22 protein-coding genes are annotated in these 25,749 nt (G+C 62.7%); 6 read left to right on the plus strand and 16 right to left on the minus strand.

The features are described 5' to 3' along the window. Positions 1-21: 21 nt before the first annotated feature. A complete protein-coding gene (locus tag U5O12_RS13115) occupies positions 22-981 on the plus strand; it encodes a response regulator (protein WP_322579069.1) in 960 nt (319 codons plus the stop codon). Positions 982-1,079: 98 nt separating this feature from the next. On the opposite strand, the gene U5O12_RS13120 is transcribed toward U5O12_RS13115, so the two are convergent. From U5O12_RS13120 to def, 5 genes are all read right to left on the minus strand, one after another. After that, complete coding sequence (locus U5O12_RS13120) at positions 1,080-2,273, minus strand: phosphoglycerate kinase (protein WP_322579070.1); 1,194 nt, start codon at positions 2,271-2,273, stop codon at positions 1,080-1,082. A 266-nt stretch (positions 2,274-2,539) separates the two neighbouring features. Then, a complete protein-coding gene (locus U5O12_RS13125) occupies positions 2,540-2,908 on the minus strand; it encodes an AzlD domain-containing protein (RefSeq protein WP_322579071.1) in 369 nt (122 codons plus the stop codon). Further along, positions 2,905-3,669, minus strand: coding sequence for an AzlC family ABC transporter permease (locus tag U5O12_RS13130; protein ID WP_322579072.1), 765 nt, complete (start codon positions 3,667-3,669; stop codon positions 2,905-2,907). Before U5O12_RS13130 ends, U5O12_RS13125 begins: the two co-directional genes overlap by 4 nt. Next, positions 3,669-4,658, minus strand: a complete 990-nt coding sequence (gene fmt / locus U5O12_RS13135; protein WP_322579182.1) for a methionyl-tRNA formyltransferase — start codon at positions 4,656-4,658, stop codon at positions 3,669-3,671. The genes U5O12_RS13130 and fmt overlap by 1 nt, the downstream gene beginning before the upstream one ends. 33 nt (positions 4,659-4,691) lie before the next feature. Next, entirely contained in the window at positions 4,692-5,201 is a 510-nt protein-coding gene (def, locus tag U5O12_RS13140; protein ID WP_322579073.1) for a peptide deformylase, read from the minus strand. A 141-nt stretch (positions 5,202-5,342) separates the two neighbouring features. On the opposite strand from def, the gene U5O12_RS13145 reads away from it, so the two are divergent. The 3 genes from U5O12_RS13145 (at position 5,343) to U5O12_RS13155 (ending at position 8,331) form a co-directional block, all read left to right on the plus strand. After that, complete coding sequence (locus U5O12_RS13145; RefSeq protein ID WP_322579074.1) at positions 5,343-6,557, plus strand: LysM peptidoglycan-binding domain-containing protein; 1,215 nt, start codon at positions 5,343-5,345, stop codon at positions 6,555-6,557. 35 nt (positions 6,558-6,592) lie between these two features. Then, on the plus strand, positions 6,593-7,753 hold the full coding sequence (gene dprA / locus U5O12_RS13150) for a DNA-processing protein DprA (RefSeq protein ID WP_322579075.1): 1,161 nt from the start codon (positions 6,593-6,595) through the stop codon (positions 7,751-7,753). Between the two features lie 68 nt (positions 7,754-7,821). Beyond that, entirely contained in the window at positions 7,822-8,331 is a 510-nt protein-coding gene (locus U5O12_RS13155; RefSeq protein WP_322579076.1) for a DUF494 domain-containing protein, read from the plus strand. A 48-nt stretch (positions 8,332-8,379) separates the two neighbouring features. Here U5O12_RS13155 and U5O12_RS13160 read toward each other — a convergent pair whose 3' ends face one another. The 5 genes from U5O12_RS13160 to U5O12_RS13180 form a co-directional block, all read right to left on the minus strand. Continuing rightward, positions 8,380-11,040, minus strand: coding sequence for a DUF1631 family protein (locus U5O12_RS13160; protein ID WP_322579077.1), 2,661 nt, complete (start codon positions 11,038-11,040; stop codon positions 8,380-8,382). A 9-nt stretch (positions 11,041-11,049) separates the two neighbouring features. Then, positions 11,050-12,003, minus strand: a complete 954-nt coding sequence (gene secF, locus U5O12_RS13165) for a protein translocase subunit SecF (protein WP_322579078.1) — start codon at positions 12,001-12,003, stop codon at positions 11,050-11,052. Positions 12,004-12,014: 11 nt separating this feature from the next. Further along, entirely contained in the window at positions 12,015-13,895 is a 1,881-nt protein-coding gene (gene secD, locus U5O12_RS13170; RefSeq protein ID WP_322579079.1) for a protein translocase subunit SecD, read from the minus strand. 24 nt (positions 13,896-13,919) lie between these two features. Further along, entirely contained in the window at positions 13,920-14,249 is a 330-nt protein-coding gene (yajC, locus tag U5O12_RS13175) for a preprotein translocase subunit YajC (protein ID WP_094481464.1), read from the minus strand. 140 nt (positions 14,250-14,389) lie between these two features. Beyond that, positions 14,390-18,022, minus strand: coding sequence for an indolepyruvate ferredoxin oxidoreductase family protein (locus U5O12_RS13180; protein WP_322579080.1), 3,633 nt, complete (start codon positions 18,020-18,022; stop codon positions 14,390-14,392). Positions 18,023-18,140: 118 nt separating this feature from the next. On the opposite strand from U5O12_RS13180, the gene U5O12_RS13185 reads away from it, so the two are divergent. Both U5O12_RS13185 and U5O12_RS13190 read left to right on the plus strand, forming a co-directional pair. Further along, a complete protein-coding gene (locus U5O12_RS13185; RefSeq protein WP_322579081.1) occupies positions 18,141-18,653 on the plus strand; it encodes an Lrp/AsnC family transcriptional regulator in 513 nt (170 codons plus the stop codon). 101 nt (positions 18,654-18,754) lie between these two features. Then, entirely contained in the window at positions 18,755-19,282 is a 528-nt protein-coding gene (locus tag U5O12_RS13190) for a hypothetical protein (protein ID WP_322579082.1), read from the plus strand. Here the strand turns inward: U5O12_RS13190 and U5O12_RS13195 are convergent. From U5O12_RS13195 to rhaS, 6 genes are all read right to left on the minus strand, one after another. Next, entirely contained in the window at positions 19,269-20,699 is a 1,431-nt protein-coding gene (locus U5O12_RS13195; RefSeq protein WP_322579083.1) for an L-fuculose kinase, read from the minus strand. The genes U5O12_RS13190 and U5O12_RS13195 overlap by 14 nt on opposite strands. Positions 20,700-20,703: 4 nt before the next feature. Next, positions 20,704-21,036, minus strand: coding sequence for an L-rhamnose mutarotase (gene rhaM / locus U5O12_RS13200; RefSeq protein WP_322579084.1), 333 nt, complete (start codon positions 21,034-21,036; stop codon positions 20,704-20,706). After that, complete coding sequence (locus U5O12_RS13205) at positions 21,033-21,995, minus strand: ABC transporter permease (RefSeq protein ID WP_322579085.1); 963 nt, start codon at positions 21,993-21,995, stop codon at positions 21,033-21,035. Before U5O12_RS13205 ends, rhaM begins: the two co-directional genes overlap by 4 nt. Then, a complete protein-coding gene (locus U5O12_RS13210; protein ID WP_322579086.1) occupies positions 21,992-22,999 on the minus strand; it encodes an ABC transporter permease in 1,008 nt (335 codons plus the stop codon). Before U5O12_RS13210 ends, U5O12_RS13205 begins: the two co-directional genes overlap by 4 nt. Continuing rightward, positions 22,996-24,540: a sugar ABC transporter ATP-binding protein gene (locus U5O12_RS13215; RefSeq protein WP_322579087.1), complete on the minus strand. Its 1,545-nt coding sequence runs from the start codon at positions 24,538-24,540 to the stop codon at positions 22,996-22,998. The genes U5O12_RS13210 and U5O12_RS13215 overlap by 4 nt, the downstream gene beginning before the upstream one ends. Positions 24,541-24,733: 193 nt before the next feature. Then, positions 24,734-25,726: a rhamnose ABC transporter substrate-binding protein gene (rhaS, locus tag U5O12_RS13220; protein WP_322579088.1), complete on the minus strand. Its 993-nt coding sequence runs from the start codon at positions 25,724-25,726 to the stop codon at positions 24,734-24,736. Positions 25,727-25,749 lie beyond the last annotated feature (23 nt).

Genomic DNA, 25,749 nt, shown 5'->3' on the forward strand with positions numbered 1-25,749 from the left:
ATTCACGTTCTCCGCCACCCCATGAAAGCCCCCGCCACCCATACTGCTGCGCTGCTGGACAGCACGCACGGCAAGCCCAAACTCTTGGTGGTGGACGACCAGCCGGACAACATCCAGTTGCTGGTGCAGGCTTTTGGCGGGGACTACCAGGTATTCATGGCCACCTCGGGTGAACAGGCGCTGGCGGTATGCCACAGCGACCCGCCCGACTTGGTGTTGCTCGATGTGCTGATGCCCGGCATGGACGGGTTTGCCGTCTGCCGCCAACTCAAAGGGCAGGAAGCTACGGCCCACATTCCCATCATCTTGGTCACGGCGCGGGCTGACGCCGGCCAGGAAACCCATGGCCTGGGTCTGGGTGCTGTGGACTTCATCGCCAAGCCCATCAATCCGGCCGTGGTGCGCGCCCGCGTGCACACCCACCTGACGCTGAAGTTCCAGGCCGATCTGCTCAAGAAGCTGGTGCTGCTGGATGGCCTGTCGGGCGTCTTCAACCGCCGCTACTTCGACCAGCAGCTGGCCACCGAATGGGCACGTTCCGCGCGCAGCGGCCTGTCCCTGTCACTGGTGCTGCTGGATGTAGACAACTTTGGCGCCTACAACGAGCGCCATGGCCACCAGGCGGGAGACGACTGCCTGCGCCTGATTGCGGTGACGCTGAAGTCCGTGCTGCGCCGCCCCGCCGATGTCGTTGCACGCTTTGGCGGGGAGGAGTTTGCCTGCCTGTTGCCCGATACCTCGCATGAGGACGCACGGGCCTTGGCGCAGGAGATGGAGCGCCGCGTGCGCCAGCTTGGCCTGCCACATGGCAGTGGCAGGATGGTGTCAGTCAGCGTGGGACTGGGAACCCGCGTGAGCCCCCACAACGGCCAGGCCCGCGATCTGCTGGACTTGGCCAGCGCACAGCTACAGCAGGCCAAAGACGCTGGCCGCGGCGTGGTGCGCCACGCCAGCCTGGACACCACGCCGGCGCCGCTTTAGCGCGTAGCCCATGCAAAAGGCACTTCCCGGCCTTGGTGCCAAAAAGTGCCTCTGAAGCTCACGGTTATTGCGCGAGCAGCTATGAATTAGATAGCAAATTAGCTGGCGGCGCGCTGGGTCAAAATCTCGAACGCGGGCAGGGTCTTGCCCTCCAGCACTTCCAAAAATGCACCGCCACCGGTGCTGATGTAACCCACTTGTTTCTCGATGCCGTACTTGGCAATCGCGGCCAGCGTGTCACCACCACCGGCGATGGAGAAGGCGCTGGATTCAGCGATGGCTTGGGCAATCACTTTGGTGCCGTTCTCGAACGCGGCGAACTCGAACACGCCCACAGGGCCGTTCCAGACGATGGTGCCAGCCTTCTTGAGCTGGTCGGCCAGGGCCTGCGCGGTCTGTGGGCCGATGTCCAGAATCAAGTCGTCATCGGCCACATCGGTCGCGGCCTTGATGGTGGCGGGAGCGTCAGCAGCAAAGGTCTTGGCAGTCACCACGTCGGTGGGAATGGGCACGGCCGCGCCACGCGCCTTCATGGCCTCAATCACGGCCTTGGCTTGGTCCAGCAGGTCGGGCTCAGCCAGGCTCTTTCCGATCTTCAGGCCGGCGGCCAGCATAAAGGTGTTGGCAATGCCACCGCCCACGATCAGCTGGTCCACGTTTTCGGCCAGGCTCTTCAGAATGGTGAGCTTGGTCGAGACCTTGGAGCCAGCGACGATGGCTACCAGCGGACGCTTGGGCGCCAGCAAAGCTTTGGAAATGGCGTCCATTTCTGCGGCCAGCAGTGGGCCGGCGCAGGCAATAGGCGCGAACTGGGCGATGCCGTAGGTACTGGCTTCGGCGCGGTGGGCGGTGCCAAAGGCGTCGTGCACAAAGATGTCGCACAGCGCCGCCATTTTCTTGGCCAGTTCTTCGTTGTTCTTTTTCTCACCCTTGTTGACGCGGCAGTTTTCCAGCATGACCAGTTGGCCGGGTTTGACGTCCACGCCGTCGGTCCAGTGGGCGACCACGGTGATCTCGCGGCCCATGAGTTCGCCCATGCGCTTGGCTACTGGGGCCAACGAATCTTCAGGCTTGAATTCACCTTCGGTAGGGCGGCCCAGGTGGCTGGTGACCATGACGGCGGCTCCGGCGTCCAGCGCCATCTGGATGCAGGGCACGCTGGCGCGCACACGCGTGTCTTCGGTGATGTTGCCGGCATCGTCTTGCGGCACGTTCAGGTCGGCACGGATGAAGACACGTTTGCCAGCCACTTTGCCTTGGGCGCACAGATCAGAAAAACGGATGACATTCATGGAGCAGCCTTGTTGAAAATTTGCCCGAATTGTAGGGGTGTGGACTGCGGGTTTGGTACGTACCAGCGTCAGCGAGGAATTTCCCCCTGCTTCCCCAAACCCCCCCCCCGGGGTGGACGCGCGATACGACAACATTCCGCAGGAGTGGTTGGGCTATGCGTTTTGCGGAGGTCAAGGAGGAGCCTGCAGGCGATGAGCCGTAGGGCGGGGGACACGGAGCAAAACGCATAGCCCAACCGCTCCGGCACCAGCAGACTACTGACAGCCTACCAGCCTAGGCCAATATGCAAAGGCAAGTAGACCGCCATGCCCGAGGCGATGGTGCCCAGCACCGCCTGCCCGGCGCCACGGCGCCAGACAAAAAAGGCCAGTCCCGCCGCCACAGCGTAGAGCCGCGCGTCCTTGAGCGTTTGGATGATCTGGCCCTGCGACATCACGATCTCGGGCACGATCACTGCCGACAGGGCCGCAATCGGCGCGTACTGCAGGCCACGCTGGGCCCAGACGGGCAGCGACCAGTCTTTGTCGGTGATAAAGAAGAAGGAGCGCGCAATCACGGTCACGCAAGCCAAGCCAGCCGTGGTCAGCAGGGTCCAGCCGTCGGTGCTGCCGACAAAGAAACTGTCCAGGCTCATGCAGGCTCCTTGGGCGGTTGCGGCGTGGGGTGGTGGGGCGGGTGCGAGGTATCTGGGCGCTTGTCCAGCAACAGGCACACAGCCACCGCCACGGCAATCGCCACCAGGATGTTGAGCTTGAGCGGCAGCGCAAAGGCGGCGACGCCTGCCGCCCCGGCCACACCGGCCGAGACCCAACGCAGGCGGCTGGTGGCCAGCGAAGCCATCATGCCCACCAGGGCCAGAATGCCAGCAAAGCCCAAGCCCCAGGACGTGGGCACAAAGTTCGCCAGCACCACGCCCAGCACGCTGCTGCTGGTCCAGCTGAACCAGTTGATGCCGCCGTTGCCGGCGAGGTAGGCCATTTGTGCGTTGCGCCCGGCCTCGTCGGTGGCCGGTTGGGCGAACTGCTTCACAAACAGCACATAGGTCAGGTCGGCCGACAGATAGCCCGTGATGAGGCGCTGCCAGCGCGGCAGGTGCATGAGGTAGGGGCGCATGTGCGCGCTGAACACGACAAAGCGCAGGTTGACGCAAAACCCGGTCACCAGCACCACCCAGGCGGGCGCGCCCGCCATCAGCAGCGGAATGGCAGCCAGTTGCGAACTGCCAGCAAACACGGTGAGTGCCATGAACAGCGCCTCCACCGTGCTCATGCCGGACTTGACCATGGCCACGCCCGTCATCAGCCCCCAGGCCGCAATGCCGGGCGCCACGCCCAGCATGTCCTGAAAACCGCGGCGAAATTCGGGGTGCGTGTAGTTGCTGCGCAGGAAAAACATCAGGTCGCCTCAAGCGGCGCAGGCAGCTCAAAACGCTGGCCCACTTGCAGCGGGCAACCGCGCAGGAACTCTGCCGCTGGCAGGCGCTTGCCGCCGGGGCGTTGGAGCTCCGTCAAAATTGCTATGGAATTCATAGCTGCCACCGCAATACCTTCGGAGGCTACAGCCACAATTTGACCAAAATCAGCGGCTTGGATGCCCTGCGCCACCTGCGCCCCCCAGACCTTGATGAGCTCCCCATTCAGCACCGTGCTGGCGCCCGGAAAGGGATTGAAGGCACGCACCCGGCGCACGATAGTAGCTGCGTCCAACCGCCAGTCGATGGGCGCTTCGTGCTTCTCGATCTTGTGGGCGTAGGTCACGCCGGCGTCGGGCTGTTTCACCGGCCGCAGTGCGCCTTGGGCAGCCAGGTCCAACGCCTGCACCACCATGTCGGCGCCCAAGTCGGCCACCTTGTCATGCAGCGTGGCCGTGGTGTCCGTGTCCAGAATGGGCAGGGCCTGCTTGAGCAGCATGTCGCCGGTATCCAGCCCCACATCCATCTGCATGATGGTGACGCCAGTCTCGGCATCGCCCACTTCAATGGCCCGGTGGATAGGCGCCGCACCGCGCCAGCGGGGCAGCAACGAGCCGTGAATATTCAGACAGCCCAATTTCCCTTCGGCCGCCATGTCATCCAGCACCCACTGCGGCAGGATCAGGCCATAGGCGGCCACCACCATCACGTCGGCCTGCGCATCGGCAATGGCTTGGCGTGCCGCAGCAGCGTCTTCGGGGTATTTGCCGTCCAGACGCAGGCTACGCGGCTGGGCCACAGGCACGGCGTGGTCCAGCGCAAATTGCTTAACGGCGGAGGCCTGCAGCTTCATGCCACGCCCGGCTGGGCGATCGGGCTGGCTCAGCACCAGGGCGATGGTGTGGCCAGCGGCATGCAGCCGCTCCAGCGCCACACGTGCAAATTCCGGCGTACCGGCAAAGATGACGCGCAGGGGCCGCGCGGCCTGGCCGGCTGCGGCGACCACCTAGCGCGATTCCTCGCGCTGCGCCTTGATCATCTTGGTCTTGATGCGATTGCGCTTGAGCGGTGAGAGGTATTCGACAAACACCTTGCCCATCAGGTGGTCCATCTCGTGCTGCACACAGACAGCCAGCAGACCATCGGCTTCGATCACGCGGCTATTACCTTTCTCATCCAGTGCCTTCACATGCACCGCATCAAAGCGGGTCACACCATCGTAAATGCCAGGAACCGAGAGACAGCCCTCCTCATTCAGGTGGGTGGTGGGGCTGGTCCAGACCAGCTCAGGATTGATCAGCACCATGGGCTGGTCACGCTCTTCCGAGACGTCGATGACGATCAGCCGCTCGTGCACATTGATTTGTGTGGCCGCCAGGCCAATGCCTTTGGCGTCATACATGGTCTCCAGCATGTCCGCAGCCAGCTGCTGGATGCGTGCGTCCACCGCAGCAATAGGTTTGGCCACGGTATGGAGTTTGGGATCGGGGTAACAAAGAATCGGGAGTAAAGCCATGGGAACTGCCTAAAAGATGTGGCTATTTTCGCCACTTTTACGATTGCTTGCACTGCCAACAGGCCAAAAACGTTGCCGAATCAAGGGCTTGAGCGCAAAATCGCGCGTAAATTATCAAGTTCTTTCACCGATTCGCACCTTATGACGACACACCTGATGGCGAAATCCCGCGTGGCGATTGCCGCTATGGCCGTATTGGCCGGCACCTTGGCAGGCTCCGGCGCTTGGGCGCAGAACTTCCCAATCTCCGCAGCCCAAAAACAAACCGCCAACGACGTCGCCCAGAAAGGCGTGCCGCTGAGCGAACTGGCGCCCAACGCCCCGGACAGATACACCGTCAAAAGTGGCGACACCCTGTGGGACATCTCGAAATTGTTCCTGAAGAGCCCCTGGCGCTGGCCCGAGCTGTGGGGCATGAACCTCAACGACATCAAAAACCCACACCGCATCTACCCTGGTCAAGTACTGCTACTGGAGCGCCTGGGTGACAAGGCCACCCTGCGTGTAGCGGGCAGCAGTGGTGATGGCGCCACCCCTGACACCATTCGGGTGACACCGCGCACCCGTTATGAAGCGCTGGCTGATCTGGCCCTGCCCGCCTTGAAAAGCCGAGTCATCGAGGCCTTTTTGGCAGAGCCCTTGATTGTGGATGCCAACGAACTGCAAGCCGCGCCCCGCATCGTAGCCACCCAGGAAGAACGCGTGCTGCTCACCCGCGGTGACCGGGCCTATGCACGCGGCTCTAACGGTGCACCGCTCATGGACGACCAGGCCAAGCAGCAGCTGTTTCGGCTCTTCCGCAATGCGACCCCGCTCAAGGACCCCGGCACCGGCGAAATACTGGGTTACGAGGCGCAGTACATCGGCAAGGCCCAGTTGATTCGCAGCGAGACCACCGGTGAGGTGCTGGGTGCAAAAGGTCAACCCGAGAGCGCAGTGGTCCCTGCGACCATCGACATCGTGTCAGCCAAAGAGGAAATCCGGGTCGGCGACCGCATGTTGCCCGAACCCGCTCGCGATTTGGCAACCTACACACCCCACGCCCCCACGCAAACTGTCGAGGCACGCATCGTGTCGGTGTACGGTAGTGCCGTGATTAACGCAGGACAAAGCCAGGTGGTCGCCATCAACCGGGGCACCCAAGATGGCATGGAAGCAGGGCATGTGCTGGCCATTCTGAAAGACGGCCAGCGCATCATGGACAAGACTGACCCGACCCGACCACTCATGAAACTGCCCAACGAGCGCAACGGCCTGCTCATGGTGTTTCGCACGTTTGATCGCGTGTCTTACGCGCTGATTCTGGAAATCACCGACAGCGTGCGTGTGGGCGACCGCTTGGTCAACCCACGCTGAGGCAAACGCCCGGTAACCCGACTGCGCCTTCGTCCGTGGAGCGCGACGAACTTTCTGCTTGGCTGCGTTTGCTGCTCACCCCGGGGGTGGGCAGCAGCAGTGGCCGCAGACTGCTCGCCCGCTTCGGCTTGCCCCAAGAGATTTTTGCGCAAAGTGCATCGCAACTGGAGGTTTGTGTCAGCGCCAAACAGGCCGACAGCTTGCGCCAGACTCCTGCCGAGTTGACCGTTCAGTTCAACACCACTTGGGAATGGCTGTCGCAAAACCCGCAACAGCGCCATGTGCTGACATTGGGCGACCCCTGCTACCCCGCAGCACTGCTGGATACAGAGGATCCTCCCCTCCTGCTGTATGCCATGGGGGATGCCGATCACCTGCAGCAGGGTTGGGGGCAGAGCGCCCCCAGCAGCATCGCCGTGGTTGGAAGCCGTAACCCCACCGCCCAAGGCGTGGCTAACGCGCGTCAGTTCTCCCAAACATTGGCGCAGGCAGGACTGACCGTTGTGTCCGGCTTGGCCTTGGGTATTGACGGGGCCGCGCACGAAGGGGCTCTTGAGGGTGCCGCGCCGGACCAATTGGCCACGATTGCCGTTGTTGGTACTGGCCTGGACCGTGTCTACCCCAAAGCCCATTTCCAGCTGGCGCACAAGATCGCCCAGCAAGGGCTACTGATCAGCGAATACCCGTTGGGCACCCCACCGCTGTCGGCTAATTTCCCCAAACGCAACCGCATCATCTCTGGCCTTTCCCATGCCACGCTGGTCGTTGAAGCCGCCTTGCAGTCCGGCTCGCTTATCACCGCCCGGCTGGCAGTTGAACAGGGCAAAGATGTGTTTGCCATTCCTGGCTCCATCCATGCAACACAGGCACGCGGATGCCATGCGCTGATCAAGCAAGGGGCCAAGCTGGTGGAAAGTGCCCAAGACATATTGGAAGAATTTGCACTCCCGATTGGTGCTGAAATCGCTATGAATTCAGTAGCTGCTGGCGCCGATACTGCGGCCTCCAACAGCATTTCTGGCCTTGAACGCTCCCTGCTGGATGCACTGGCGTTTGAACCGGCGGGTCTGGACGCCTTGCAAGCCCGCACCGGGCTGGACACCCCCACACTGCAGGCCTTGCTGATGGGCTTGGAATTGCAGGGGCATGTGGCGCGCCTGCCTGGCAGCCTGTTCCAGCGCCTGGCGCAGAGCTAAACGCCGGAAAAGCAGGGCAGTTTGCATTGCAAACGTGCAGGGCATTTTTCTGCGTTATATTGGCCCACATGTTTGAAGTGCTCGCTTTCGTTTACGAAAACTACTACGCGGACGAGGGCTGCCCCGAACCCGCCCACCTGCAACGCAAGCTCAGTGCTGTTGGCTTTGAGTCGGACGAAATCGAGGATGCGCTGGCTTGGCTCCAGGGCCTGAACAGTGCCGCCCGCAGCGCGCGCCCCCGCGTCCCCGAAACCCTGGAAGCAGCCGCTAACGTCGCGGCGGAGCCGTGGTTGCGCCAGCCATTGGCTACCAGTGTGCGCATTTACCCTTCCTATGAGCAAAACCACCTGGGCACCCAGTGCCTGGGTTTCATACGCTTCCTAGAGTGGGCAGGGGTGCTGCCTGCCCACTTGCGCGAAGTGGTGCTGGACCGCGCCATGGCGGCGCCGGGAGCGCCGGTCGCACTGGATGACCTCAAGGTCATCATCCTCATGGTGTTCTGGAGCTTTGGTTTGGAGCCCGATGCGTTGGTGCTGGACGAGCTATGTGACGATGCCAACGAACGGGTGGCCCACTAGGGCGGCCTGCCTTTCGGGCCCTGCCAAGGCCGACGTTGTGGCAAGCCGTCAGGCCAGCAAACGCTCGGGGTTGGCTTCCAGTTTGGCCAGCGCGTCGCGTGTAGCGCGCACAGTCAGAGCCTCTTCCTCTTGTGGCAACAACAAGCCTGCCTGGAGATAGGCCGCCAACCGGCCACCCTGGATCAAGTAACTTTTACCGGCACTGGATGCAAACAGGTTCAGGTGCTTGCGGTCACTGCGCCAAGCGAACTGCACCTGCGTGATCTGGTTGTTGTGGTCCAGCGTGAACCAGGACCCAAGCTGCAACTCCTGTGCCCACGCCAGCATGGCCGCTGTCGGCTTGGATCCGCCATTGGCCACCACCTCGATGGCCGAGGCGTCAATGCCAAGCATCATCTCAATACTCTCAGCATCGAGTGGCAAATCACCCATGCCATCTTCGGAGACAAAGTCTTCCAGATTGCCCAAGCGCTGCGCCATGGCATCGATTTGGGCCTGCGGAATCGCCTGGGTTTTCGACATGAAAGCGTCGGCCAAGGTATCACTGATGCGCTTGACCTGACTCTCCTGTTCGCTGGGGGCCATGGCCAGCAGCGTCATCCCTGAGCGCAGGCGCAACAACAAGTTGGGCAAATCCTGGATGACTTTGGCCCGGTCCGCACGGTTAGGCTTGGCACTGGCCGCCCAGATCAAATCGGTGGCGGACTTTTTGAGCACCAAGGTGTCTGCGTGCTGCGGGCCTTTGCGCACCGCCGCTACAGCCAATACTTCGGCCCAAACCTTGAACAGAAAGTCCCGGATTTCGTCGCGCACCGGCATGTCTTTCAACATGTTGCGCATCTCAATGGTGTACTGGATGGCCAAGGTTTCTTTTTGCTCCACCTGCTGGGCCACACTGACGACTTTTTGGTTCGCGCCTTTTTCGGTCAGGAACTTGGAGAGGAATTTCTGGAACTCCTCAAACACGATCTGATAAACCTTTTTGCCAGTCTCGGGGTATTGCTCGATAACTTGGACGATGCGCTTGATTTCGGTTTCCATCGCACCGCCCTGCACGCCCGAAGCATCAAACCCCATGACGCATGACCCCATACGGTCAATCAACTGGCGCGCGGGGTGGTCGGCTGTGCCAAAAAAATCGGGGTCTTCGAGGGCCACACGCAGCACCGGCATTTGCAGGCGCGCAAACCAGACGCGGATGCCTGGCGGAATACGCTCCTCGGCCAGGATCGCCTGAAACATCAGCGCCACAATCTCAATCGTGGCTTTCTCGCCTTTGGTCTCTGCCTTCTTTTTGAGCTCGCTCGACTTTTCGCGCAAGTCGCCCGCCACCCGGGCAACACCGGCTGGGCTGTAGTCTTCGTACATGGTGCCACCGGGGGCATACACCATGTTGGCTGCGCCGGGAGCAATCGCCGCAGCCAGTGCAGGGGACGGCGCATGGTGGGCCGTCCCGCTGAAATCACCACCGCCGTGGCTCACAAACAAGCGCCGAATTTGACCGATTACCCCCTGGGCGCGGCTGCGGGCCCGCGCAATAGGCGTGGTGGCTGTGAGCATTCGAGTCTCTTCCCCAGCACCATAGGCATTGCCCGGCACGCTATTGGAGCCTGATGACTGGCGCCAAAAAGGTGTGGGTGATGAAGATGAAACTGCCTGCGGCCCAGACGGGCCTGGTCCCGCTGCCGGGGCAGACGTACCGCCTCCCCAGCCCAAACGCCCACCAAAGAAACCGCCCCCTGAACGCGGGCCAGCTGCGGCAGCACCGCCGCCACCAGCGTCCGTGCCCGCTTGTTGCGTAGCGCCGTAGCCCTGGGCATACCCACCGCCAGCAGGGCCAGACTGGCCACCATTTTCCATGCTTGCGCCACCATACGAACCGGCATGAGGCGCGCCACCGCCCAGACCGGCATGGCCGGTCGGCGCGTAGGCCTGTGCGTAGTTGCCGCCGGGGTTGGTGCCGTAACCCACATCGCCATACCCGCTGGGTGAAATCTCCGCAGGTGGCTGCCCCATGCCGGGGGCTCCGGGCGGTGGACGTGGACGCTGCGGCGCACGCACCGGCGCTTTCACACGGTCTTTCAACTCAATGGTGGGCATCACGCCCTTGCTGATCAGCAGCTCATTGGCATTCTTATAGGCCACGATCAAGCGTTCAATCAGCAGCTTCTGCACCACCTCGTTCACCATGGGCCAGGATTCCGCAGGCATGCCTGACTGGGCCCACTGCTCCACCATCAGCAGCACCAACACCTCGGGCCGCAGCAAATCATTGCCTTCGAGGTCTTCCAGATTCTCCAGGAAGCGGATGCGCACCCTCAAGTCGTCCAGCTGAGGCAGTACCTTCTCATTCACAGCCAGCACCAAGCGTGAGGCCAAAATCTTGTTTTCTACGACCTCTGTACCGACTAGCTCAAGACCTGCGGCCTCGAGCCCGGTGGCCTTCTTTTGCTTGGGTGGATCCAGGCATTCGCGCCATACTTTCATGGTGCCGTCAACCCACAGGGGGCGACAACGCTTGTAGGCCATCCACGTATCACGCCGCGTTTGGGACTCGCGCGCATTGACCAACTCATCCATCAGGGTGGTCAGCCGCTCCTGTACCGCTGCGCTGATCTCCACTGCCGCTTTGCCGGCTTCCGCCAGAAAACGCTCGCGCAAGGCGCGAGCAAGCTGCAAACGGGGAGTCAAAGCGGGTGAAGTGGCCATGGCTACAGCTTAAACCGTCGCGCCAGCGTTGGGGTCATTGGGGTCGGTTTCTTTCTTCGGCCCACCTTTGACCAAATCCTCCCGCTGAATACCCAGCCACATGGCGATCGATGCAGCCACAAAAACCGAGGAGTAGATGCCGAACAAAATGCCAATCGTGAGCGCCAAGGCAAAGTAGTGCAGGGTAGCGCCACCAAACAGCAGCATGGACAGCACCATCATCTGGGTAGAGGCGTGGGTGATGATGGTTCGGCTGATCGTGGAGGTAATCGCGTTATTGATGATTTCTTCGGAATTCATCTTGCGAAAGCGGCGAAAGTTTTCCCGAATCCGGTCAAAAATCACGACCGATTCGTTCACTGAGTAGCCGAGCACGGCCAACACAGCAGCCAGCACCGGCAGCGAGAACTCCCACTGGAAGAAAGCGAAAAACCCCAGGATGATGACCACGTCGTGCAGGTTGGCAATGATGGCCGCTACGGCAAACTTCCACTCGAACCGGATAGCCAAGTAAACCATGATGCCCACCACCACGAACGCCAGGGCCTTGAGCCCGTCCGCCGCCAGTTCGTCGCCCACCTGAGGGCCGACGAACTCCGTGCGTCGCATCGTGGCAGAAGCATCCGCGACCTTGAGGGCAACCATCACGGCATCACTTTGTTGGCCCGAGGTCGTGCCTTTTTGAACCGGCATGCGGATCAGCACATCTTGGGCCGTGCCAAAGTTCTGAACCTGGACGTCCTTGATCCCCAGTTGGTCGAGCGTGCTGCGCACACTGTTCAGATCTGCTGGCTGGGAATAGCTCACCTCCATCAGCGTGCCACCGGTGAATTCCACCGAGAGATGCAGGCCACGCGAAAAGAGGAAGAAAACAGCAGCGATAAACGTCACCAGCGACACCAGATTCAGCACCAGTGCATGGCGCATGAATGGAATGTCGCGGCGGATTTTGAAGAATTCCATGCTCTTTACCTTTAGTTGGTCGTGACCTGATGGCCTGCATCAGGACGCCACACGGTGCCAATGGACACGCTCTTGAGCTTCTTTTGACGACCGTACCACAAATTCACCACTCCCCGGGAGAAGAAGACGCCCGAGAACATGCTAGTCAAAATACCCAAGCAGTGCACCACGGCAAAGCCACGCACCGGGCCGGAGCCAAAGGCCAGCAGGGCCAAACCGGCGATCAGTGTCGTGACATTGGAGTCGATGATGGTGGCCCACGCGCGGTCATATCCGGCATGAATCGCCGCTTGCGGGGACGCCCCATTGCGCAGCTCTTCACGCACGCGTTCGTTGATGAGCACGTTGGCATCAATCGCCATACCCAAAACCAGGGCCATCGCCGCCATGCCGGGCAGGGTCAGCGTTGCTTGCAGCATCGACAACACAGCCACCAGTAGCAGCAAGTTGAACGCCAGCGCCACGCTGGAGATCACGCCAAACAACATGTAATAGAAACACATGAAAACTGCCACAGCGACAAAGCCCCAAGTCACGCTGTTAAAGCCTTTGGCAATATTTTCAGCCCCCAGGCTCGGGCCTATGGTGCGCTCTTCGATGATTTCCATGGGTGCGGCCAGTGAACCTGCACGCAACAACAAGGCGGTATCGGCGGCTTCGGTCGTCGTCATGCGACCCGAGATTTGCACACGCCCACCGCCGATTTCAGAGCGAATTACCGGCGCAGTCACCACCTCACCCTTGCCCTTTTCAAACAAGATGATGGCCATGCGTTTGTTGATGTTTTCCCGCGTTACGTCACGAAAAATCCGGGCGCCCTTGGCATCCAGCGACAGATTGACCGTGGGTTCCTGGGTTTGGCTGTCAAAACCGGGTTGGGCGTCGGTCAAGTTTTCACCCGTCAGGATGACCTGCTTTTTAACAATCACGCCCTGGCCGCTCCGCTCCAGGTACCGCTCAGATCCAAAAGGCACAGTCCCCGCACCCGACTCGGCGGCACGCGCTTCCGACCCTTCGTCCACCAAGCGGATTTCCAGCGTGGCGGTACGACCCAGAATGTCTTTTGCCTTGGCAGTGTCTTGTACGCCAGGCAGCTGCACCACGATACGGTCCAAGCCTTGCTGCTGGATCACTGGTTCGGCCACCCCCAACTCATTGATGCGGTTGTGCAGGGTGGTGATGTTTTGCTTGAGCGCTTGTTCTTGCACTGTGCGCGCGGCCACGGGCTTGATGGTCGCGACCATCTTGACGTCGGTGCCTTCAGCACTTTCAACCGTATCCAGATCTGCAAACTGGTCCTGGATGATGCGCTTGGCGGCTTGGGCCGTTGCTGCATCGCGGAAACGGATTTCAATACTCTGGCCATTGCGGGCAATGCCGCTGTGACGCACATTCTTTTCACGCAAGGTGCTACGAATATCACCCGACAGAGACTCGGCCTTCTTGGTGAGCGCCGCTTGCATGTCCACCTGCAGCATGAAGTGCACACCACCGCGCAAATCCAGCCCCAAATACATGGGCGACGCACGCATGGAAGTGAGCCATGCCGGGGAGCGGGACAGCAGGTTAAGTGCCACCACATAGACGGGGTCTGTTGCGTCGGGATTCAGGGCTTTTTGCAAAGCATCCTTGGCTTTGAGCTGGGCGTCGGTGTCGGAAAAACGGGCTTTAATGGAGCCATTTTCCAGGCTGATGGCATCAGGACTGAGGCCGGCCCCCTTGAGCACTTCTTCTACCCTGGCCAGGGAGGCCGCGTCCAGCTTCAAGATCGCTTTGGCAGGAGAAACCTGTACCGCAGGTGCTTCACCAAACAGGTTAGGCAGGGCATACAGCCCAGCCACCACGAGCGCGATCAAGATGATCGCGTACTTCCATACCGGATAACGGTTCATGATCGCGCGTCGCTTTGAGAGAAATTACTTGATGGAACCCTTGGGCAACACTTGCACCACGGCACTGCGCTGGATCTGAACTTCCACACCGCTGGCCACTTCCAGGCCGACGTAACTGTCACCCAGCTTGGCTACCTTGCCCAGCACGCCACCAGCAGTCACCACCTCGTCACCCTTGGCAAGGGCATCCAGCATGGCGCGGTGCTCTTTCTGCTTCTTCATCTGGGGGCGGATCATCACGAAGTACAACACCACAAACATCAGCACCAGGGGCAGCATGCTCATCAGGGTGGATTGCATGTCGCCACCAGCAGCAGCGGGGGCAGTTTGGGCAAAGGCAGAAGAAATGAACACAGGCTAACTCCACAAAATGGGTCAAATTACAAAGGCGCTTCGCCCCAGGGGACAGCCGCGCACGGCCATGCCGCCCCAAGGCGAGCAACCGGCCATTGTAAGCGGGGGTGAAGGCCCGCCCGGGCTGGGCGGGCAAGGCCCTAGGCAGCCTGGGCTTGATTGACAGTCGGCGTTTGCTGGTATTGCTCCAGCAGCACGGTCCATTGCAGACGTACTGCCTTCAGATGCCGGGCCTTAACGTGGCCATAACCGCGAATCTGCTCGGGCACTCGGGCAAAAGCGGCGGCGGCATCGCGGTTGCCTTCGCCCAGGGTGGGCAACAGGGATTCGATGACCTGGCGGTACTCGCCAATCAGGGCCCTCTCCTCGCGGCGCTCGGCGGTGTAGCCAAACACGTCGAGCGCCGTGCCGCGCAAGCCCTTGAGCGAGGCCAGCACGCCAAACACGGGGCGCATCCAGCCGCCCAGGCGCATCTTCTGCAGCTCGCCCTTGTCGTTTTTGCGTGCCAGCAGTGGCGGTGCGAGGTGGTAGGCCAGCTTGAAGTCGCCCTCAAACATGCCCTCCAGCTTGGCGCGGAAGGCCGTGTCGGTGTGCAGGCGGGCTACCTCGTACTCATCCTTGTAGGCCATGAGCTTGAACAGGTAACGGGCCACGGCCTCTGTCAGAGGCTGCTTTTCACCACCCACTGCGGATGCCTCGGCGGCACGCACCTTGGCCACAAAATCGGCATAACTCTGGGCGTAAGCCGCGTTTTGGTAGCCGGTCAGAAACTCCACCCGCTTGCTCACCATGGCATCCAGCGACTGGTGCTGACGCGGCGTAAATGCAACCACCTGACCGGGGTTGATAGCCCGCTGGACAGCCGGCCAGTCCACGGCGGCGCGGCGGCCCCACTCGAACGCCGCCTTGTTATTCGCCACGGCCACGGCGTTGAGTTCGATAGCGCGCATCAGCGACGCCAAGCCCAGCGGGATCCAGCCCTTTTGCCAAGCGTAGCCCAGCATCATGGGGTTAGTGTAGATGCTGTCACCCAGCAGCTGGGTGGCGGCTGCGTCGGCATCAAAGACACCCAAATTGGATTCGCCCACAGTCTTGGCGATGTCGGCCACGCACTGCTCGCCCGGGTTGGTCCAGTTGGCGTTCTTCACAAACGCGGCCGTGGGCGCGCTGTTGGTGTTGAGTGCCACATGGGTGCGGCCGGGGCGCATACGCACCAGGGTTTCCTTGCCCGCCACGACGATGGGGTCGCAGCCCAGCACCAAGTCGGCCGAGGCCATGCCCACGCGGGTGGTACGGATGGCATCCTGGCTGACGCCAATGAGCACGTGGCTCCAGGTGGCACCGCCCTTCTGGGCCAAGCCGCCCGCATCCTGCGTGACGATGCCCTTGCCCTCCAAGTGCGCAGCCACACCCAGCAGCTGGCCGATGGTGATGACGCCCGTGCCGCCCACGCCGGCGACGATGGTGCCCCAGACGCCGCCGATGGCCGTGGCTAGCTCGGGCAACACCGGGTCGGGCAGAGACGGCCAGGCGTTATTGCTATCGCCAGCCTTGGGCTTGGCGGCTTTCTTGAGGCTGCCGCCCTCCACCGTCACAAAGCTGGGGCAAAAGCCCTTGACGCAGGAAATGTCTTTGTTGCAGGTGCTCTGGTTGATCTGGCGCTTGCGGCCAAACTCGGTCTCCAGCGGCTCCACGCTCATGCAGTTGCTCTGCACGCCGCAGTCGCCGCAGCCCTCGCACACCAGCTCGTTGATGACCACGCGCTTGGCCGGGTCCACCAGGCTGCCGCGCTTGCGGCGGCGGCGTTTTTCGGTGGCGCAAGTTTGGTCGTAAATGATGACCGTGGTGCCCTTGATCTCGCGGAACTCGCGCTGCACCGCGTCCAGTGTGTCGCGATGCTGGATGGCAATACCTGAAGGCAGGCCCTGCACGTCGTCGTACTTGTCCGGCTCATCGGTCACGATGATGATCTTGACCGCACCTTCCGCGCGCATGCTCTGGGCGATCTGCACCACGGAGTGCCCTTCGGGCCGTTCGCCCACCTGCTGGCCGCCCGTCATGGCGACGGCGTCGTTGTAGAGAATCTTGTAGGTGATGTTCACACCTGCGGCAATGCTCTGGCGCACCGCCAGCAGGCCGCTGTGGAAGTAGGTGCCGTCGCCCAGGTTGGCGAAGATGTGCTTCTCATTGGTGAAGGGCTGCTGGCCCACCCAGGGCACGCCCTCGCCGCCCATTTGCGTAAAGCCGTCGGTGCTGCGGTCCATCCAGATGGTCATGAAGTGGCAGCCAATGCCGGCCATGGCGCGCGAGCCTTCGGGCACCTTGGTGCTGGTGTTGTGCGGGCAGCCCGAGCAGAACCAGGGCTGGCGGTCTGCACCCTTGCTGCCGGACAGCTCGATCACATGCATGGCACGCTCTTTGGCTTCCAGGATCGCCATCTGCGCGTCGATGCGGGCGCTGGTGTCGGCGTCCAGCCCCAGCTTCTTGATGCGCTGGGCGATGGCGCGTGCGATGAGCGCAGGCGACAGGTCGGCATTGGCGCGCAAGAGCGTGTTGGCCATGGGGTTGGGCATGGACCATTCGCCGCCCGCACCGTAGTGGTCGGGCGTTTCCACTTCGTTGAACTTGCCCAGCACCGTGGGGCGCACATCGGCGCGCCAGTTGTAGAGCTCTTCCTTCAGTTGGTATTCGATGACCTGGCGCTTTTCCTCCACCACCAAAATCTCTTGCAGACCGGTGGCGAACTCGCGCGTGAGCTGTGCCTCCAGCGGCCAGACCACACCCACCTTGTGCAGGCGGATGCCGATGCGTTGGCAGGTCGCGTCGTCCAGCCCCAGATCGGCCAGGGCCTGACGCGTGTCGTTGTAGGCCTTGCCGCTGGCGATGATGCCGAAGCGGTCGTTTTTGCCTTCGATGACGTTGTAGTTCAGCCGGTTGGCGCGGATGTAGGCCAGCGCCGCGTACCACTTGTAGTCCATCAGCCGGGCTTCCTGCTCCAGCGCATGGTCGGGCCAGCGGATGTGCAGGCCGCCGGGCGGCAGCACAAAGTCGGCGGGCAGGCGCGTCACCACGCGGTCGGGGTCGATCATCACCGTGGAGCTGGATTCGACGATTTCCTGGATCGTCTTCATACCGGCCCAGACGCCGGAGAAACGGCTCATGGCAAAGGCGTGCAGGCCCAGGTCCAGGATTTCCTGCACATTGGCCGGGAAGAACACCGGCGTGCCGCAGGCCTTGAAGATGTGGTCGCTCTGGTGCGCGGCGGTGCTGCTCTTGGAGATGTGGTCATCCCCCGCCACCGCAATCACGCCGCCCCAGGGCGTGGTGCCCGCCATGTTGGCGTGCTTGAAGACGTCGGAGCAGCGGTCCACGCCCGGGCCCTTGCCGTACCAGATGCCAAACACGCCGTCATATTTGTTGCTGCCGGGCGGGGCAAAGCCCAGCTGCTGTGTGCCCCACAGCGCGGTGGCCGCCAGCTCTTCGTTGACGCCGGGCTGGAAGTGGATGTGGTGGGCCTGCAGGTATTTCTCGGCCTTGACCAGCGACTGGTCGTAGGTGCCCAGCGGGGAGCCGCGGTAGCCGCTGATGAAGCCGGCCGTGTTTTTGCCCAGGCGCTGGTCGCGCACGCGCTGCAGCATGGGGAGTTTGACCAGGGCCTGCACCCCGCTCATGAAGGCGCGACCGTAGTCCAGTGCGTATTTGTCGTCGAGGGTGACCGTGTCCAGCGCCGTGCGGATGTGCTCGGGCAGGTCCCGGTTGAGGGGTGCATTCATGGTGCGTGTCTCCGTGTTTTTGTTGGGCAAAGTGTAGGCCTGTGCCGCGGATATGTCTTTGCGTTCTTTGCCCTGAATACAGCTTTCAAAGAATGAATCTTTCTCCATAATGACGTTTATGGAAACACTTGACCGATTTGATCTGGCCATCTTGAACGAACTGCAGAATGATGGCCGCCTGAGCAACGCTGAGCTGGCCAACCGCGTCGGCCTGAGTGCTGCGCCCTGCTGGCGCCGTGTGAAGGCGCTGGAGGAAAGCGGCTTCATCACTGGCTACCGCGCCGAGATCAATCGCCACAAGATGGGCCTGGGTGTGCTGGCGTTTGTGCGGCTGGACGCCAACCGCAACAGTGGCGACGTGCTGCACGAACTGGAAGAGGCCATCCGCCAGATTCCCGAGGTCATCAGCTGCCACTACATCAGCGGCACCGGCACCTTTGAGCTACAGGTGGTGAGCCGGGACCTGAACAGCTTCAGCCAGTTTGCGCGCGAGGTGTTGATCAACCTGCCGAATGTGAAAGACCTGCACACCAGCTTCTCGCTGGGCGAGGTGAAGGCCAGCAGCGCGTTGCCGCTGGGCCATTTGCAGCCCCAGCCCACTACCGCAACACCAAGCCGGAGCCGCCCATGAACCGCCGCCACGCCCTCATTTGCACATTATTTTGGCCTCTAGCCCTTATGGAATATGCGCAAGCAGCTCCTGATTTGATAGCAATTCAGGCGCCTCTTCCGATGCGCAACCTGCTCATTGAGGTGCGCCAGGTGCAGTCGGACGACAGCCAGCGCACGGGTGTGGAACTGGGCAACCGGGGAGGCGTGCAAATGAACCAGTCGCGCAACAGCGGTACGGCCACACAGCAGGCGCTGGTGCTCAATGGCCGGCCTGTGCGCCTGGGGCTGCAGACCACCACACCCATCCGCCTGCTGCAGGGCTTTGTGCGCAATGGCCGCGTGGTAACCACCGTGGGCACGGTGTTGCTGGAGGCCGGCACGGGGTTCAGCGCCACACCGCGCTGGGACGGCGGCACGCTGGTGGAGCTGGAGCTGGCGGCGCAGCAAGCGCTGCGCTCTGGCAATGCCGTGCCGGTCGCGCAGGCTTCATCCGCCACCAGCAGCGTGCTGGCGCTGCCGCTGGATGAATGGACCACGGTGGGCGAATCGGAGCAGAGCAGTCAGTCCAGCAACAGCGGCCTGACCGGCGCGCAGCAGCAGAGCGGCCAAACCCGCACCGAGGTGCAGGTGCGCGTTACGCTGCGCTAGCCATCCACTGGGCGTGGTAGGCCGGCAAGCCACGCACTGGCGCAGCGTCTACCGGCGCCAGGGCCGAGGTGGTGACTGCCGCCGGGTCACCCCAGCGCGCCAGCAGCCAGGCGCCGCGCGCAGTGCCCTCCATCTCATCATGGCTGGCGAGGCAGCGTGCCTGCGGCAGCAGGGCTTGCAACAGCGCCAGGTACAAGGCGTTATGGGCCAGCGGCCCTTCCAGCAGCACCGTGCGCGGCAGGGCCACACCGTCCCAGAGCCGCTCCACCAGCCAGGCGGTGGTCTGGGCGCAGTACAGCGCAGCCAAGGCCGCGCGCTGGCCAGGCGGCAGAGCGACTGGCAAGGGCTTGCCATCGCGCACGATCTTCCCCTGTCGCCCCATGAATGGGCCGCCATGTTCGGCAAACGAGGGCATGGCCAACGTGGCGGAGTCCACCAGCGCCTGCACATCGTCCAGCGTACCGGCGTCCGGCGGTGCGCCGTCCAGTAGCGCCGCAAACTCGCGCCCGCCCATGAAGCGGGCCGTGGGCGTGGCGCGGCCCAGCACGTCCACATTGGCCAGCATGTCGCGCTCGGCCTGCAGGCTGGCCGTGGGGGCACCGGGCGCCATCAGCACGGTCCAGGTGCCCGAAGACACTACGGTCAGCGCCGAGGTATCCACCGCCGACGCGTCCAGGTAGCGCGCCAGGCAGGCATTGCTGTCGTGCACGCCGACATGGACCTGGCAGTGCGCGGGCAGGCCCCAAGCCTCGGCAATGTCGGAACTCACAGGGCCCAGCACCTCCCAGGCAGAGCGCAGCGGTGCAAACAGCGCGGCCCAGCCTTGTGCCTGCGCCAGCGCCGAGAAGCCGCCCTCTTGCGGGCACCACAAATGGGTGTGACAGCCGAGGGAAGACACCTCACTGGCCGCCACGCCGCTCAGAAGCCAGGCCCAGTACTGCGCGTAGGGCAGCAGGCAGCGTGTGCGCCGCCAGGCTTCAGGGTGCAGGTGTTGCACCTGGAACAGCTGGCGCGCCGCATTCAGGCCGGCTGGCAGGTCCGGAGACAAGGTGTGGGCAAAGCCGTCCGCCGCCGCCTCAAACGCCTGGGCCAACAGCGGGTGCTGCGCCAGTCCTTCAAATTCGTAATCCACCGGGTCCCATGCCAGACCCTCGTCCCCCAGCGCTACCAATGCAGCGCCGTGGGTGGAGGTGATGACACGGCCGCAATGCGCAGTGTGCGCGCTGCTGCGCAGGGTCTGCGCCATCCAGTCTTCCAAGCCCTGCACGTCGAGCGCGGGGTAGCCCAAGGGCGAAGGCACACTGGCGTTGGCACGCCCATGGCGCTCCACCACCGCACCCTGAGCGTCCACCATCAACAGCTTGGCGTGGCTTTTGCCGATGTCAATCACCAGCGTCAGTTCGTCATTCACCGCCACGCCCTCAGTCCATGTGAAACATGCACGGCAACGGCTCGGCCACGGGCGAACCATCGGGGTTGGCACGCATGATGTCGGCCATATAGGCCCACCAGCGCTGCATCACCGGGTGCTGCGGCAGTGCGTCCATGGTGTGGCCCGCCTTGCGACGCAGCACGGCGAAGAGCACATGGTGCTCCTCGTCGAGGTAGATGCTGTAGTCGCGCACGCCGGACTCGGTCAACAGGGTGCTGAGTTCCGGCCAGATCTCGTCATGGCGCTTTTTGTACTCCGCCACGCAGCCCGGATTCAGGAACATGCGGAAGGCGTATTTTTCGGTGTGTTCAACAGCGCTCATGCACGGGCTCCCTGGCGGCGGAAGAATCGGGGCAAGACCATGGACACGATGAGCAGCGCGCCGATCACCATACTCATGACGATGCCGGTGACATTGGCCATGCCCATGGCGAAGGTGAACAGGCCCAGCAACAACACGGCCAGCATGGTGCCGACGATGCTGCCACGCCCGCCTTCAATCGCCACGCCACCCAGGATCACCATGGTGATGGCATCCAGCTCCCAGCCCATCGCAATGTTGGGGCGGGTGCTGCCGATGCGGCCGGTCAGCATGAGCGCTGCGAGCGCGGCCATGAGGCCAGCAAACACGAACAGTGCCATGCGGTAACGGTCTACCTCGATGCCCGAGAAGCGCGCCGCGACGGGGTTGGCGCCAATGGCATACAGGCGTCGGCCAGCCACCGTGCGGTGCAGCACCACGCCCACCGCAATGGCAGCCACCAGCAAGATGGCGAACTCGATGGGCACCGTGAGCCAGCGCACGCCAATCACTTCACCCACGTAGCTGTTGCCCAGCGTCGAGAACACCTCGGGGTAGCCCGAGATGGCTTGGTCACCCAGCGCCACCAGCGCCAGGCCGCGGTACAGCGACAGAGTGCCGATGGTGACCACGATGGACGGCAGCTTGTAGCGCGTGACCAGAATGCCGTTGATGGCGCCAGCCACACCACCGGTGGCAAAGGCTGCCAAGGTCATCCCCAGGGGACCAGCACCCGCCTTCATCGCATAGCCCATGGCCAGCGAGCACAGAGCCAGGATGGCCGCAATCGACAGATCAATCTCGCCCGTGATGATGAGCAACGCCAAGGCCAGCGCGAGGATGCCTTTTTCGCTGAAGTTGAAGGTGCTGTCTGCCAGCGCGTCGGGCGTCATGAAGCCCGGCTGCGCAATGCCAAACACCACCAGCAGTAAAACCAGCAGGGCCAGCAGCACCCGCTCCCATGTGTTCCAGGCCTTCATGCTGCCGCTCCTTGTGCAGCGCCCGACGGCGCTGCCTTGTGTTCCAGAATCTGGCGCCCTGCGCGCCGCTCGGCACGGGCGTTCACCGTCACCGAAATCAATATCACGGCACCGGCAATCGCCTGCTGCCAGAACGGTGACACCTGGATCACCGGCAGTGCGCCGTTGACCACGCCGATGAAGAGCACGCCCAGTGCTGCGCCCAGCACGCTGCCCACACCGCCACCAATGCTCACCCCGCCAATCACGCAGGCGGCCACCACGGTGAGTTCATAGCCCGCGGCCAGCTCGGTGTAGGCAATGGAGTAGCGCCCCACCCACAGCAGACCGGCGAGGCCCGCCAGCATGCCGGAAAGGGTGTAGACCATCATGAGGCGCTTGTTGGCGGAGATGCCCACATAGGCTGCTGCATGCGGGTTGCCGCCCAGCGCATAAATTTCGCGGCCTTCCCGGCGCAGCTTCAAAAACACCGCCGTCAAGGCCAGCACGGCCAGTGCAAACCACACCAGCGCGGGCAAGCCCAGCCACTCCTGGCGCGGCAGGCCCTTGATCACTTCATGGATGTCTTGGTCCGACACCCAGGCGCCCTTACTCGCCACAAAGATGGCACCGCGGTAGGCCGACAGCGTGCCCAGCGTCACCACAATGGGCGGCAGCTCGAAGCGCGTGATGAGCCAGCCGTTCACCGCGCCCAGCAGGGCGCCCACCCCCAGGGCCAGCACCAGCAGCACAGGCACCGAAGCACCGGGCCAGGCCTTGCCGATGAGCGCACACACCATGCCGGTCAGCGCCAGGTTGGAGGCTACGGACAGGTCAATGCCGCGCGTGAGCAGCACCAGCATCTGGCCCATCACCAGAATGGCGAGGATGGCCGAGTCGTTGGCGATGTCCAGGCCGTTGCGCCAGGTCAAGAACACGGGCGCGCGAGCACCCACGGCCAGCGCAATGGCCACGATGATGGCCAAGAGCAGCCACTCCCGGCGTATGGATTTCAAAGCGTTCATGCTGCCAACTCCTCCTGCGCGGGCGCTGGTTCGGCCGCACGGGGCGCGGGCACGGTGACCAGGCCCGAGGCCGCGGCCACGATCTGTTCTGCGTGCGCATTCGCACGGTCAAATTCCGCCACCTGCACGCCGCGGCGCATCACGATGGTGCGGTGCGCGAGGTGCATCACCTCGGGCAATTCGCTGGACACGAGGATCACGGCCAAGCCCTGCTCCACCATCTCGGCAATCAGCTGGTAAACCGCCTGCTTGGCACCTACGTCGATGCCCTTGGTGGGTTCGTCCAGAATCACAATGCGCGGATCCAGCCCCAGCCACTTGGCGATCACCACCTTCTGCTGGTTGCCGCCCGACAGGCCCGACAACAGCGTGTCGCTTGAGTGGGTCTTGATGCGCAGGCGCTCAATCATGCGCTGGCACAGCGCGGACTCCCGCACCTTGGACAGCCACACACCGCGCGCAAAGCGCGAGAGGCCGGCCAGGCTGATGTTGTGCTCCACCGAGAAGCCCAGAATGCCGCCTTGGCGCTGGCGCTCTTCGGGCACATAGGCAATACCGGCCGCAATCGCGTCACCGGGACGGCGCGCATGCAGCGTCTGGCCACACACCACGAACTCGCCCTGAGCGGCAGGGTTCAGGCCCATGATGGCCAGCATGGCCTCGCTGCGGCCCGAGCCCACCAGGCCGTAGAAGCCCAGGATCTCGCCACGGCGCAGCTCAAAGGCCACGTTGTTGAATTCGGTGGGGTGCGACAGGTTCTTCACCGTCATCACCACCTCGCCGGGTGTGGAGGCAATGTGCGGGTAGATCTGATCAATGGCACGCCCGGCCATGAGCTTGACCAGCTCCTGTTCGGTGGCGTCGGCAATCGCACCGTTGCCCACCGCAGCGCCGTCGCGCAGCACCACATAGCGGTCGGCCACGGCAAAGATCTCATCGAACTTGTGGGTAATGAAGATGACACCCACGCCTTGGTCGCGCAGCTGGCGCACGATGCCATAGAAGTCGCGGATCTCGGCCTGCGACAGCGCGGCCGTGGGTTCATCCAGGATGACCACCAGCGCTTTTTGTGACAACGCGCGTGCAATCTCCACCAGGTGGCGCTCGGCCAGGCTCAGGTCCTTGACCAGCGTGGTGGCCTTGAAGCGCGCGCCGATCTGGTCCAGCACGGCCTGGGCCTGCGTGTTCATCGCTTTCCAGTCGATGAAGGGGCCGCGCATGAGGTGGCGACCCACGTAAATGTTTTCGGCCACGCTGAGTTCTTCGAACATCACCGTTTCCTGGTGCACGGCCAGGATGCCTGCGGCCTGCGAGGCCTGTGCATTGGCGAAGGTCTGCACCTTGCCATTGAGCGTGATCACGCCCTCGTCCACCGGCACCACGCCGGTGAGCATCTTGACCAGCGTGGACTTGCCCGCGCCGTTTTCGCCCACCAGGGCCAGCACTTCCCCGGCCCGCAAATCCAGATCCACCCCGCGCAGCGCGTGGGTTGCGCCATAGCGCTTGTGGATGGTCCGCAGACTCAGCAATACATCAGACATGATGAGAATCCAACATTCCAAAAAAGAGGGGCATCTACCCGAGAGCGATGCCCCACGAACTTACCCACTGAAGGAGCTGTCAGCTGGAGCGCACCCTCACCAGAAACACCGCAGAGCCGGCTATGCCGGGCTGCTGGTGTTGCCCCCTGCAAGGGGGAAGGCGAAAGTGCGCAGCACTACAGCCACGGGGGTGTTAGAAAAACTTGGCGAACTTCTCGACGTTGGAGGCATCGTACGTGAAAGGCTCGGCCATGGCGGCTTCGCCATTGGCGTCCAGGGTCACAGTGCCCACGCGGCCCAAGGAGACCTTGTCACCGGCCTTGCCGGTTACCTTGCCGGAGATGAATTGGCTGGCTGCCATGATGGAGGAGTAGCCCAGGTCGATGGGGTTCCAGATGGCGAAGGACTTGACGGCACCGCTCTTGACGTGACCGGCCATCTCAGAGGGTAGACCCAAACCGGTCACGAAGATTTTCCCGACCTTCTTTTCATCCTGCACGGCCTTAGCCGCTGCGGCCACACCCACGGTGGTGGGAGCGATGATGGCCTTCAGGTTGGGGTAGCTCTTGAACAGGCCTTGGGCTTCGCGGTAGCTCTTGTCGGTCTGGTCGTCACCGTAGACCACGCTCACCAGCTTCAGGCCCTTGTAGGCGGGCTGTGCCAGCACCTTCTTGGCTTCCTCGATCCAGATGTTCTGGTTGGTCGCTTGTGCGGTCGCGGACAGCACGGCCACTTCGCCGGTGGCGCCAATGGCGTCCGCCGTCATCTTCACCAGCTTCTCGCCGATCAAGGGGTTGCTGGAGGGGTTCAGGTGCATCATGCGGCCATCTTTGCGCACGCCGGAGTCAAACGACAGCACCTTGATGCCGCGGTCCATGGCGCGCTTGAGCACAGGGGCCAGGGCGTCCGGGTCGTTGGCAGAGATGACGATGGCGGAGACCTTTTGCGCGATCAGGGAGTTGACGATTTCGATCTGGCCTTCGGCAGTCGCCTTGGCGGGGCCGGTGTAGATGATTTCGACGTTCTTGAGCTCCTTGGCGGCTTCCTGGGCGCCTTGGTTGGCAGCGTCAAAGAAGCCGTTACCCAGGCTCTTCACCACAAGGGCGATCTTGTCGGCCGCAAAGGCGGGGCTGACCAACGCTGCGCTCAAGGCCACAGTGAGCAGGGTTTTGAGGTGTTTTTTCATGCGTGTCTCCTGGAATTGTTAGT

It is taken from the genome of Rhodoferax sp. (genome assembly GCF_034519335.1).
GTDB lineage: Bacteria > Pseudomonadota > Gammaproteobacteria > Burkholderiales > Burkholderiaceae_C > Allorhodoferax.

What these genes read in the sequence shown, in the direction of transcription:
- U5O12_RS13115 (WP_322579069.1), top strand. Translation starts at nt 22, where the DNA reads ATGAAAGCCCCCGCCACCCATACTGCTGCGCTGCTGGACAGCACGCAC.
- U5O12_RS13120 (WP_322579070.1), bottom strand. Translation starts at nt 2,273, where the DNA reads ATGAATGTCATCCGTTTTTCTGATCTGTGCGCCCAAGGCAAAGTGGCT.
- U5O12_RS13125 (WP_322579071.1), bottom strand. Translation starts at nt 2,908, where the DNA reads ATGAGCCTGGACAGTTTCTTTGTCGGCAGCACCGACGGCTGGACCCTG.
- U5O12_RS13130 (WP_322579072.1), bottom strand. Translation starts at nt 3,669, where the DNA reads ATGTTTTTCCTGCGCAGCAACTACACGCACCCCGAATTTCGCCGCGGT.
- def (WP_322579073.1), bottom strand. Translation starts at nt 5,201, where the DNA reads ATGGCTTTACTCCCGATTCTTTGTTACCCCGATCCCAAACTCCATACC.
- U5O12_RS13145 (WP_322579074.1), top strand. Translation starts at nt 5,343, where the DNA reads ATGACGACACACCTGATGGCGAAATCCCGCGTGGCGATTGCCGCTATG.
- U5O12_RS13155 (WP_322579076.1), top strand. Translation starts at nt 7,822, where the DNA reads ATGTTTGAAGTGCTCGCTTTCGTTTACGAAAACTACTACGCGGACGAG.
- U5O12_RS13160 (WP_322579077.1), bottom strand. Translation starts at nt 11,040, where the DNA reads ATGGCCACTTCACCCGCTTTGACTCCCCGTTTGCAGCTTGCTCGCGCC.
- secF (WP_322579078.1), bottom strand. Translation starts at nt 12,003, where the DNA reads ATGGAATTCTTCAAAATCCGCCGCGACATTCCATTCATGCGCCATGCA.
- secD (WP_322579079.1), bottom strand. Translation starts at nt 13,895, where the DNA reads ATGAACCGTTATCCGGTATGGAAGTACGCGATCATCTTGATCGCGCTC.
- U5O12_RS13180 (WP_322579080.1), bottom strand. Translation starts at nt 18,022, where the DNA reads ATGAATGCACCCCTCAACCGGGACCTGCCCGAGCACATCCGCACGGCG.
- U5O12_RS13185 (WP_322579081.1), top strand. Translation starts at nt 18,141, where the DNA reads ATGGAAACACTTGACCGATTTGATCTGGCCATCTTGAACGAACTGCAG.
- U5O12_RS13190 (WP_322579082.1), top strand. Translation starts at nt 18,755, where the DNA reads ATGCGCAACCTGCTCATTGAGGTGCGCCAGGTGCAGTCGGACGACAGC.
- rhaM (WP_322579084.1), bottom strand. Translation starts at nt 21,036, where the DNA reads ATGAGCGCTGTTGAACACACCGAAAAATACGCCTTCCGCATGTTCCTG.
- U5O12_RS13205 (WP_322579085.1), bottom strand. Translation starts at nt 21,995, where the DNA reads ATGAAGGCCTGGAACACATGGGAGCGGGTGCTGCTGGCCCTGCTGGTT.
- U5O12_RS13210 (WP_322579086.1), bottom strand. Translation starts at nt 22,999, where the DNA reads ATGAACGCTTTGAAATCCATACGCCGGGAGTGGCTGCTCTTGGCCATC.
- U5O12_RS13215 (WP_322579087.1), bottom strand. Translation starts at nt 24,540, where the DNA reads ATGTCTGATGTATTGCTGAGTCTGCGGACCATCCACAAGCGCTATGGC.
- rhaS (WP_322579088.1), bottom strand. Translation starts at nt 25,726, where the DNA reads ATGAAAAAACACCTCAAAACCCTGCTCACTGTGGCCTTGAGCGCAGCG.